An 11753-nucleotide genomic window follows, 5' to 3' on the forward strand; every position below is an offset into this window, starting at 1 on the left:
GATCTTTGCTTTTCCTTATTCGTATAAAAGTATTATATAGAATGTCATTGAATTCTTCAAGTACTCTTCTTAAGATAAATTTAATTGTTTTATCATTCTATTCAATCTTTATTCAGTATGCGACAACATAACTTATTTTAAACACTAACTATCGAATTCTTTATTTCATTTAATAATTTTTCTTTCCATTCATTTTTCCATTGTTCACTACGCCCTGTATGACGATTTATATTTACTAAGGAATTTCGTCCAGTAAAGCAAATTTCATTTTGAGGATTAATCCCCATATAGTGTAAATCGATTGATGAATTTCCTACATTTGCAATTTTTACGTACACGTCGATAATTTCATTAAAAAATACTTGTCGTAAGTAATCACATTGTAAATCAGCAACAACTGGAATAAATTCACTATGATTTGCCGTCCATTCTTGCATAAGTCCTAAATATTTTAAATACTCAATTCGTGCTTCTTCAAAATAAACGAATGGAACTGTATTATTCATATGTCCAAACATATCCGTTTCACTAAATCGAACTTTAATAGTTATCTTAAATGAAAACTCAGATTGCCACTCCTGTGTATTAGATACATAATTCATTTTTCCCATCGAATTTGCCCCCTTATTATCTATATTATATCATTAATTCCTTTAAAGAATGAATATTCATTCAGTTTCAAAGGGGGCAGGATGAAGGAAGTAAGGGACTCTTTCTTTAGCCTAACCCTGTTAAGTTATACAAAAACATCCTTAAAATTTAATAATTTTGATGAATATAATTTCCATGTTTGAATGTAATTCTTTTGAAATGGTTATTTCGCATCCAAGCATCTACACGTTTTTCAAAAAGCTCTCCCCCATATATTGGGTATCTTTCTGATATAGGATTTTTTTCATTATATATCTTATTTTTAAAATCATTTGTTCTGATTAAGTAACATTGATCTGAAAATCCATAACCAATATAGAAGTTTTCATCTTCATCTATTGATTCTTGTTTTGCCTCAAAACTATTTCCATTCCATACTGGATTTGCTACTTTGATTCTTTCATCATCTTGAAGTTTTAATATTGATAAATCAATCCAATTAAAAGGCTTTTCTAAAATGGAATCACTTGAAAAATGAAGTAAAAACTCTGTATTGCAAAGATAAATACTAACAAGTTCTGAGATTGAATAGTAATAACCACCTTTGAAGCTTTCCTTAGTAATCTCAAAATAATTAAGGGCTTCATTTGAATAATCATCAACTATTATATATGACGATAAGACATCCCTTGCGACAAGTTTGTCTGCATGACGACTGGCTTCCCTTACATCTTGTACGTTATTAATATATAAAATTTTTTCTCTAAATTGAAATTGATTAAACTTAATCATTTTTTCGATCCGGTCTGTCTTTAAAAGTATTTCCCAATCTTTTTCATAGCATTTCGTCTCAAATGTCACTTCAAACTGTTGCATTCAGGTCAACCTCCGTTCGAGTGGGGTAAGACACCGCACATCCCTTTGCTGCCTCTACTATTGATATGATTTGAAAGGGGAGTTTATTAGAAATTTATTTAAAAACGTAAAAAAAGCATGTCCATTAGGAACATGCTTTTTACGACTGTTGAAATATACCAAACGCACTTTTACTTTTAGCTACATTTATAGAACATAACATTTAGTATTCAAAATATAATCTATTCGGTCCTAATCTTTTTATCTTCACATATTTAATTGCCTTATTCCATTCGGCAATAGCCAATTTATCTAATGCAATACGTTCACCTAAGCTTCTTGTTTTTGTACTACTTTTCCGTTCACTTTGGATAGTTTGTAAAATTTGGAGATTTACTTTGTTAAGTTTTTCTTCGATTCTCTCATCGATCTCATCTAAAGAAATTTTTCTCATTTAAGTATCTCCTTCCTGTAGTTTTTCTTAATTATACATTAACTCATTTATTTCAAGTAATTTAAATTACCATATATGTAATTCATTTATTTCTTACGAATTATTGTTATATTACTGATTTAACCTGCCCAGCCTTGTCTTAAATTGGACATTATTTTCCGTTAGACATTACTTGTTGCTCTAGGGAATATTTTTGTTAATCGGATTATTGGCGAACATACTTTTCAACAATAAAAAAAGCATGTCCCGAAAGGACATGCTTTTATGTTTATTAAATTTCGTCGCTTCCAAAGAAGTCTTTGAAAGATTGGATTGTAGTTGCACGGTTTAACGCTGCAATTGAAGTTGTTAAAGGAATACCTTTTGGACAAGATTGTACACAGTTTTGTGAGTTACCACAGTTTGATAGTCCACCGTCTCCCATAATTGCATGTAGACGTTCTTCCTTATTCATTTCTCCAGTTGGATGAGCATTAAATAAACGTACTTGTGAAAGCGGTGCAGGCCCAATAAAGTTAGATTTACTATTAACGTTTGGACAAGCTTCTAAACATACACCACAAGTCATACATTTTGATAATTCATAAGCCCATTGACGTTTTCTTTCAGGCATTCTTGGTCCAGGACCTAAGTCATGCGTTCCATCAATTGGAATCCATGCTTTAACGCGTTTTAAAGAATCGAACATACGGCTACGATCAACTTGTAAGTCACGTACTACAGGGAATGTGCTCATTGGCTCAAGACGGATTGGTTGTTCCAATTTGTCAATAAGCGCAGAACATGATTGTCTTGGTTTACCATTGATAACCATAGAACATGCTCCACAAACTTCTTCAAGACAGTTCATGTCCCAAGAAATTGCAGTCGTTTCTTTTCCATTTGAATTAACAGGATTTTTACGAATTTCCATTAACGCCGAGATTACGTTCATATTCGGACGATAAGGGACAGTAAATGTTTCTTCATATGGCGCAGTATTTGGTGAATCTTGACGTTTAACAATTACAGTAATAGTCTTTTCAGCAGTCATTGTTCCATTATGCATTTGCTTTGTCCTCCTTCTTCTTAGAATAGTCACGTTTTCTAGGTTGAATTAATGATGTATCAACATCTTCGTAATGGAATAATGGTGAATGTGATTTCTCATCAAATTTAGCCATTGTAGTTTTTAAGAATTCCTCGTCATTACGGTCTGGGAATTCAGGTTTATAGTGAGCTCCACGGCTTTCATTACGGTTATATGCACCTAATGTGATAACACGTGATAAGTGAAGCATGTTTTCAAGTTGACGAGTAAATGAAGCACCTTGGTTACTCCATTTAGCTGTATCATTAATATTAATGTTTTGATAGCGCTCATAAAGCTCTTGAATTTTTTCATCAGTTTTTAATAAGCGATCATTGAATCGAACTACAGTAACGTTGTCTGTCATCCACTCTCCAAGCTCTTTATGAAGAAGGTATGCATTTTCTTTACCGTCCATTTTATAAATACGATTCATTTTTTCTTTTTCTTCATTAGCATTTGATTCAAATACAGAAGTTGAAACATCATCTGAAGATTTAGCTAAACCATTTACGTATCTTACAGCATTTGGTCCAGCAACCATTCCACCATAAATAGCAGAAAGTAATGAGTTAGCTCCTAAACGGTTAGCTCCGTGCATTGAGTAATCACACTCACCTGCAGCAAATAAACCAGGAATTGTAGTCATTTGGTCATAGTCAACCCATAATCCACCCATTGAGTAGTGAACTGCAGGGAAAATCTTCATTGGAACTTTTTTCGGATCATCACCTGTGAATTTTTCATAAATCTCGATGATTCCACCAAGTTTTACATCAAGTTCATGTGGATCTTTATGTGAAAGATCTAAATAAACCATGTTTTCACCATTGATACCAAGCTTGTGGTCAACACATACAGAGAAAATCTCACGCGTAGCAATATCCCTTGGTACAAGGTTTCCATATGCAGGATATTTCTCTTCTAAGAAATACCATGGTTTACCATCTTTATACGTCCAAACACGTCCACCTTCACCACGAGCACTTTCACTCATTAAACGGTTTTTATCATCTCCAGGAATTGCAGTTGGATGGATTTGAATAAATTCACCATTTGAATAAACTGCACCTTGACGATATACAGCTGCAGCAGCTGAACCAGTGTTGATAATTGAATTTGTAGTTTTACCAAAGATAATACCAGGGCCACCAGATGCCATAATTACAGCATCCGCAGGGAAACTTACGATTTCCATTGATGTTAAGTTTTGTCCAACGATTCCACGACAAACTCCTTCATCATCAACAATAGCTCTTAAAAATTCCCAGCCTTCATACTTTTGAACAAGACCTTCAGATTCGTAACGACGAACTTGCTCATCTAATGCGTATAATAATTGTTGCCCAGTCGTAGCACCAGCAAATGCTGTACGGTGATGTTGCGTTCCACCGAAACGACGGAAGTCTAATAGTCCTTCAGGCGTACGGTTGAACATTACACCCATACGGTCCATCATATGAATGATGCCAGGTGCTGCTTCTGCCATTGCCTTTACAGGTGGTTGGTTTGCTAAGAAATCTCCACCATAAATTGTATCATCAAAGTGCTCCCAAGGAGAGTCACCTTCACCTTTTGTATTAACCGCACCATTAATTCCACCTTGAGCACATACTGAATGTGAACGTTTTACGGGAACTAATGAAAATAAATCTACTTTTGTGCCAGCTTCTGCGGCTTTAATTGTTGCCATAAGACCAGCTAATCCGCCACCGACGATAATTATTTTCCCACTCATGACTCTCTCTCCTTACAAATTCGCTAGTTGTGGATCAATGAATGCAAAGATAGCAGTTAATCCAACGAATGATAATACTACGAAAATTCCTAATGTAACGTATGTTGAAATACGTTGTGATCTAGGTGTTACAGTAATCCCCCAAGATACGAAGAATGACCATAATCCATTAGCAAAGTGGAAAATTGTTGAAATTACACCTACTATATAGAAAACTAACATAAATTTTGAAGTGAAAATATCAGCCATCATATTATAATCAACCGTTGCTCCCATTTGAGCAGCGATACGTGTTTGCCATACGTGCCAAGTAATAAAAATTAAAGTAACTACACCAGAAATACGTTGGAATAAATATAACCAGTTACGTAAGTATCCATAATTTTTAACATTGCTAGTTCCTGTGAACGCAATGTATAGTCCGTAAATTGCATGGTATAAAATTGGTAAGAAAATGACAAAAACTTCTAAAAAATAGCGGAATGGTAAATTCGCCATAAATTCAGCAGCTTTGTTGAACGATGTTGCTCCATTTGTCGCAAAATGATTGACAACTAAGTGCTGTGTTAAAAAGATCCCAACCGGAATAACTCCTAGCAATGAATGAAGTTTTCTAAAGAAAAACTCCCTTCCATTCTTGTTGCTCATGTAAACCCCTGCCCCCTTTAGTTTGTGCACATGAAAATTTCCTCTATTATTCTAAAAAAAAATAGAATAAATAAGCAATTTGCATAAAAAGTCGAAATTTTTATGACATTTATCTACAACCCATTTTACTCCTGATAATATAGCAGGTCAAGAAAACGCGTACATTTTTCTTTACTGAAAAAACTTCTCATTTAGATTGGTAATCCTTTTAATCTACATTTGTCGAATTATTGTTTTTACTAATAAATATTGTATATAATAAAAACATGTTTTTTTAGGAAAGGGAGAGTTATCCGACCATGACGAACGGCATTGAAAATTTAAATATTCCGGGAAATATTTCTGGTTTTGGCTATGAGCTAATACGTAACGACCTATTGAATGATTTATTAGGAAAAGAGCAAAATGATATTTTATATTGGGCGGGGAAAATGATTGCAAGAAAATATCCTTTAGCAACCTTTGAAGAAATTATAGAATTTTTTGATCAAGCTGGCTGGGGTACTCTTACTGTTGAAGAAGAAAAGAAGCAAGAAGTTCATTTAACACTATCTTCTGAATTAATTACATACAGAAATCAACAAAAAAAGAACGTATCTTACCAGTTAGAAGCTGGATTTCTAGCGATGCAAATTCAACAGCAAATCGATGTTATAGCTGAAACGTATGAAGAACAAAGCAAAAGAGCCGACAAAGTAAAGTTCCAAGTAAAATGGGATTTAAAGGATCCAATTACAAGAAGATAAAACGTAAAACACCACAAGGAATTTAAGTCCCTTGTGGTGTTTTTTTCTTGAAAAATAGAAATATAAATTCAAATACAGGTACAACAATGAGTATTTACAAATAAATCATTAAGTCCAAATTTTTACTTTAATTTAAGAAAAAGATCAGTTAGAGACTTATTATTCAACTTCCCTACCCCTTCTCTTCCCTATCCTTACTTTGATCCTGCCTTCTAATTACCTCAAAATTCTTGTTTCTTTTAACTCCTTTAATAATAGAATTTAACAAGAATAAACAAATAGAAACAAAAAACAAAATGGCGAGTATTAATAGAACGAACTGTAGCACAATTTCTCCATATCCGTAGGCAAGTATGCTATGCCTCATTATTAATACCTCCTTCTTTTATTTACCATTTAGCCGTTCACCTTACTCATTTTAAATTACAGAATCTTTATATAATTTATTCGCCTAACGAATAAAAAACCCTTTTAAGCGCTATCTCTATACTATACGGCTCGGGATATCTGAACGTGATGAATATTGGTAAAATCAATATTTCTAAGCCTATATATATAAGAATTGGTACGCCTAAAAGGGTTTATTTTAAATTTAGTTTTCTACTACTACTTCTTCATTAATACGATCTAGTTCATATCCTTTATGAAGAGNNATGAACTGCTTCTTGTAATTTTGCTTTCGGTACAACTGTTGATACTTTAATTTCAGAAGTGCTTACCATTTTTACAGGGATTTCACTTTCAGCTAAAAATTTAAACATTTTTGCAGCAACACCTGGATTAGAAACCATTCCACTACCTACAATTGAAACTTTAGCAAGTTCACTTTCAAAATCAAATGAGCGGTAACCTAAAAATTCTTTCTTTGATTCTAGAACAGTTATTGCTTCCAACATATTTTCAGATTTGATCGAGAATGAAAGATTTACTAAGTTATCTGATGTTACGCTTTGGATAATAATATCAACATCAATACCTTCACTTGCTAATAAAGTAAAGATTTTAGGTAATAAATCTACATGATTATTTAAACCATTTAAAGTCATCCTTGTTACATTTGATTCAAATGCGATTCCTCTTACGACTGATTGTTGTTCCATTTGTGTTTCCTCCCCAATAAATGTACCGATTTCATCATGTTGACTTGAACGAACTTGAATAATTAAATTATAATTTTTTGCGAATTCTACTGCTCTTGGATGTAAAACCGCTGCTCCTAAAGCTGCAAGCTCTAGCATTTCATCATAAGAGACATGGCTTAGTTTAGATGCATTTGGTTCAACTCTTGGATCCGTAGTATAAACACCTAATACGTCCGTATAAATATCACAACGTTCTGCATTTAATGCTGCTGCCAATGCAACAGCTGTTGTATCTGAACCACCACGACCTAATGTCGTAATTTCATTGTTGTCACTTAAACCTTGGAAACCAGCAACAATTACGATATATCCTTCATCAAGTAATTGTTGAATTCGATCAGTATGAATTGTTTCTATACGCGCATTTCCATGGACAGATTCAGTTTGAATTCCAGCTTGCCAACCAGTTAGTGAAATAGCTTTAAAACCTTTTGCTTGGATTGCCATTGCAAGTAATGAAATCGAAACTTGTTCCCCTGTAGTAAGTAACATATCTAATTCACGTTTACTGTTTTGCGGACTAATTTGAGCTGCTAAACTAACTAGTTCGTCTGTATGATGTCCCATCGCAGATACAACTGTAACTACTTGGTTTCCTTCTTTATATGATTTGGTTACTGTTTCAGCAACATGCTGAATTCGTTCAATTGAGCCTACTGAAGTACCACCGAATTTCTGAACAATAATTCCCATTTTTCTCATCCTCACTTTTCACTTAAAAAAGAATACAAAAAAGCGCGTGAAGCAATGTTCACGCGCCTAATTTACAAATAAAATAGACAAATCATCAACATCTCTTCAATAGCTCCCCGCATAATCATTATTATTATGCGACAGTACTACATTTCTTAAATGCAGTCCCAACAAAATGAATTGTGGATTCATTTTATTTCGGCAAAACTTCCTTTCAACTGTCCATTACAACGCCACACGTCTATGACAGAATACTTTTAAGTTTTGCACCTCTATTACGAGAGAAAATCATTTAATTTTAACTAAAATATAAATTATTTTGAAAATAGTGTCAAGATAAAAATTTTGGTAACGATGTCACTCTTTATGGAAATGTTGAAAAATTTCTTCTGCAACATTTTTTGGCATTTTAGCTTCAATTAACTCTTCAATTGATGCCTCTTTTATTTTTTTGACTGATCCAAAATGTTTAAGAAGGGCTTTCTTTCTTGTTCCCCCAACACCTGCTATGCCATCTAAAGCAGATTGAACCATAGATTTACTATGAAGCTGACGATAGAATTCAATTGCAAATCTGTGTACCTCGTCTTGAATTCTTTGTAATAAAAAGAATTCTTGGCTTTGTCTACCAAGTTGGACAATTTGAGGTGGTTGTCCTATTAATAACTCTGAAGTGCGGTGCTTTTCGTCTTTAACAAGTCCAGCTGTTGGGATGAATAAGCCTAACTCATTTTGGAGTACATCTTCAACTGCAGCTAGATGTCCTTTCCCACCATCCACAATTATTAAGTTTGGTAAAGGTAAATTCTCTTTTAATGCTCTCGAATATCTTCTACGTACTACCTCACGCATTGAATCGTAATCATCAGGTCCTACAACAGTTTTGATTTTATATTTGCGGTAATCTTTTTTTGAAGGTTTTCCATCTATAAACACAACCATAGCTGAAACAGGATTTGTTCCTTGAATATTTGAATTATCAAATGCTTCAATTCGATACGGAGTTTCAATATTTAAACTATCTCCTAGTTTTTCTATTGCTTTAACGGTTCTTTCTTCATCTCGCTCAATTAATTTAAATTTCTCACCGAGTCCAATTTTGGCATTTTTGTTTGCTAATACAACAAGTTCCTTTTTTTGGCCTCTTTTTGGTTGGAAAACAGGAATTTTTAGTAAATCTTTTAAAATTTCAGTATCAACTTTATCTGGTACAAAGATTTCTTTTGGTTTTATATTGTGTGGTTTTTCATAAAATTGCCCAATAAATGATAGGAACTCTTCTTCTGGTTCATCGTAAATTGGAAAATATGATACATCTCTTTCAATTAATTTTCCTCTTCGAACAAAGAATACTTGAACACACATCCATCCCTTGTCAACCGCATATCCAAATACATCTCGATCAACTAAATCACTACTCATCATTTTCTGCTTTTCCATAGTCGCTTCAATTGATACAATTTGGTCTCGATACTCTTTCGCGCGCTCGAAATCTAATTGTTCAGATGCAGCAAGCATTTTTGCCTCTAACTCTTTTCGTATTTGGTCTTCCCCACCGTTTAGAAAACGGGCAATTTCATTAACTATTTCCTGATTTTGTTGATCAGTTACTTCTTTTACACAAGGCGCAAGACACTGACCAATATGATAATATAAACAAACTTTGTCTGGTAATGAAGAACATTTTCGTAATGGATATAGACGATCTAATAATTTTTTTGTTTCATTTGCGGCTGTAGCATTAGGGAATGGTCCAAAATATTTTCCTTTATCTTTTTTTACATTTCGCGTAATTAATAAGCGAGGATGTTTTTCAGCAGTTATTTTAATAAAGGGATATGATTTATCATCTTTCAACATGATGTTATATTTCGGATCATATTTCTTAATTAAATTCATCTCAAGAATTAAAGCTTCCATATTTGAAGAAGTAACAATATATTCAAAATCAGTTATCTCTTGAACTAATCGATATGTCTTACCATCATGGGATCCCGTGAAATAAGATCTAACCCTATTTTTTAAAACTTTAGCTTTTCCTACGTAAATGATCGTCCCTTGAATATCTTTCATCAAATAGCAACCAGGCTGATCAGGTAGAAGCGCCAATTTTTCTTTTAAGTGATTGTCCATTTCCTCTCACCTCTTTCGTGCAATTGTACACTTAATATTATAATCTCCACATTTAAAAACTGAAAATACTTTAATGATATTAAGTAAAAATTAAGTTTTCTATTGTAACTTTAATTTCATCAATAAAAGAAAAGGAGAAATGTTAAGATGAAAAAAGTAAGAATAGTTCATTTTTGGATTGGTGTGATTGTTTCGGTTTTCCTACTAATCGAATCTACTACAGGGATTATTCTGTATTTCAATAAAGGTGGCGAGGAAAAAGGAAGATTACGTAATAAACGAAAAATGAGAAAAAGAAAAGAAAAAGTATCAATGGCTATATAACAAAGAGAGTGTCCCTGAAAAGTAAATCTTTTATGGGACCTCTCTTTTTTCTTCAAATTGTAAATCAGTGGTCAATTGACATTTTTAATTTAAACTAAAAACCATCCAAATTTTCTGGATGGTTTTTACTTTTATTACTTAAAGCTTGAGAAATTAAGAAGTCGAAGTCGCAGTTTCCATTTCTACTTGTTCTTGCTCATTACCTTCTTTATCTCCAGCTTTTCTATTCGTTAATTTAATTGGTGTTAAGAAAAATGTTACGATTGCACCAATTATGATGAATCCTAAACCAACAAAGAATACTTGGTGTAATGAATCCATTAATGATGTTTTAATGATCGGTAACATACCTTCTAAAATTGGCTTAGGAATTAGCTTCTTAGCATCCGCATTAAATAACATTGTAAATACAGATTGAGGAGTTGAATTAATCATGTCTTTAAATTTGTCTACTAATGGTGCAGCTTGAGCTGGTAATTTATTTAAAAATGGAACTAAATCATGGTTTAGAAGTGTTCCTGATTTACTATTCATTACAGCACCTAAAACAGTTGCTCCAAAAGTACCACCGATTGAACGGAAGAATTGGCTAGAAGATGTTACAATCCCTAATTCCTTCTTATCAAATACTTCTTGAAGAGCTAGTGTAATTGTCGGCATTACTAAACCAATACCTAGACCCATAACTCCCATAAAGATTGTTGCAATTGTTTTACTTGAATCCATATCTAAAGTTGTTAATAAGTATAAACCTAATGCAATGACGAACATACCCGTAATAATTTGTGGTTTAATACCTACTTTAAATACAACCTGACCACCAATAATACTTGCAATAATCATAGTGACCATCATTGGCGTCATAATTGTCCCCGATTGTGTTGCACTTACTCCAACAATACCTTGCATGAAGAATGGTACGAACATAATTGCACCAAACATCGCTATTGTCATAAAGAAACCAATTAAGTTTAATGTTACGAAAGTCCTATTTTTGAATAAATGCATTGGTAGAATTGGCTCTTTAGCTTTATTTTCTGCGATAACGAAACTAATGATTCCAACTACTGCTAATACAAATAAACTAATGATTTGCCAAGAATTCCAATCATATTTTACTCCACCTAAACTTAAACCAAGGAGTAAGCTTACAACACCGACAATCATAGTCACCATACCAGCGATATCGAAATTGATTGGACCAGTATTTTTTCTTCCTTTTAAACCTAATGCAATAAAAATTGTTGCAATAATCCCTACTGGAAGATTAATGTAGAATACCCATTTCCAGTTTAATGAGTCAACAATCCAACCTCCGATTTGTGGACCGATTACTGAAGCTAAACCGTAAATACCACCG

Annotated in this window: 11 protein-coding genes and 1 riboswitch; of the genes, 2 read left to right on the top strand and 9 right to left on the bottom strand. The window is 33.2% G+C overall.

The window, feature by feature from the left end:
• Positions 1-137 precede the first annotated feature (137 nt).
• From COI44_RS19400 to COI44_RS19425, 6 genes are all read right to left on the bottom strand, one after another.
• A complete protein-coding gene (locus COI44_RS19400; RefSeq protein ID WP_098429403.1) occupies positions 138-611 on the bottom strand; it encodes an acyl-CoA thioesterase in 474 nt (157 codons plus the stop codon).
• Between the two features lie 148 nt (positions 612-759).
• The gene (locus tag COI44_RS19405; RefSeq protein WP_098429404.1) at positions 760-1467 is read right to left on the bottom strand and encodes a hypothetical protein; all 708 of its coding nucleotides are present in this window, start codon (positions 1465-1467) and stop codon (positions 760-762) included.
• Between the two features lie 202 nt (positions 1468-1669).
• Complete coding sequence (locus tag COI44_RS19410; RefSeq protein WP_098429405.1) at positions 1670-1900, bottom strand: hypothetical protein; 231 nt, start codon at positions 1898-1900, stop codon at positions 1670-1672.
• 271 nt (positions 1901-2171) lie between these two features.
• Positions 2172-2933: a succinate dehydrogenase iron-sulfur subunit gene (gene sdhB / locus COI44_RS19415; protein WP_056473098.1), complete on the bottom strand. Its 762-nt coding sequence runs from the start codon at positions 2931-2933 to the stop codon at positions 2172-2174.
• A gap of 7 nt (positions 2934-2940) precedes the next feature.
• Positions 2941-4707 (bottom strand): succinate dehydrogenase flavoprotein subunit, encoded by a 1767-nt coding sequence (gene sdhA, locus COI44_RS19420; protein WP_098429406.1) that lies wholly within the window; start codon positions 4705-4707, stop codon positions 2941-2943.
• A 12-nt stretch (positions 4708-4719) separates the two neighbouring features.
• Complete coding sequence (locus tag COI44_RS19425) at positions 4720-5355, bottom strand: succinate dehydrogenase cytochrome b558 subunit (protein ID WP_098429407.1); 636 nt, start codon at positions 5353-5355, stop codon at positions 4720-4722.
• A gap of 299 nt (positions 5356-5654) precedes the next feature.
• On the opposite strand from COI44_RS19425, the gene COI44_RS19430 reads away from it, so the two are divergent.
• On the top strand, positions 5655-6101 hold the full coding sequence (locus tag COI44_RS19430; RefSeq protein ID WP_098429408.1) for a YslB family protein: 447 nt from the start codon (positions 5655-5657) through the stop codon (positions 6099-6101).
• A gap of 641 nt (positions 6102-6742) precedes the next feature.
• On the opposite strand, the gene COI44_RS19440 is transcribed toward COI44_RS19430, so the two are convergent.
• Both COI44_RS19440 and uvrC read right to left on the bottom strand, forming a co-directional pair.
• Positions 6743-7936, bottom strand: a complete 1194-nt coding sequence (locus COI44_RS19440; RefSeq protein WP_098429410.1) for an aspartate kinase — start codon at positions 7934-7936, stop codon at positions 6743-6745.
• Between the two features lie 101 nt (positions 7937-8037).
• A riboswitch (Lysine riboswitch) is annotated at positions 8038-8219 on the bottom strand.
• Between the two features lie 74 nt (positions 8220-8293).
• A complete protein-coding gene (gene uvrC, locus COI44_RS19445) occupies positions 8294-10069 on the bottom strand; it encodes an excinuclease ABC subunit UvrC (protein WP_098429411.1) in 1776 nt (591 codons plus the stop codon).
• A 147-nt stretch (positions 10070-10216) separates the two neighbouring features.
• Between uvrC and COI44_RS23945 the strand changes: the two genes are divergently transcribed.
• The gene (locus COI44_RS23945) at positions 10217-10393 is read left to right on the top strand and encodes a PepSY domain-containing protein (protein ID WP_142329286.1); all 177 of its coding nucleotides are present in this window, start codon (positions 10217-10219) and stop codon (positions 10391-10393) included.
• A 153-nt stretch (positions 10394-10546) separates the two neighbouring features.
• On the opposite strand, the gene COI44_RS19450 is transcribed toward COI44_RS23945, so the two are convergent.
• Positions 10547-11753: MFS transporter (locus COI44_RS19450; RefSeq protein ID WP_098429412.1), on the bottom strand; the 1207-nt coding region annotated here is incomplete at its 5' end.

This window comes from Bacillus sp. AFS088145 (assembly GCF_002564465.1).
Lineage (GTDB): Bacteria > Bacillota > Bacilli > Bacillales > Bacillaceae_G > Gottfriedia.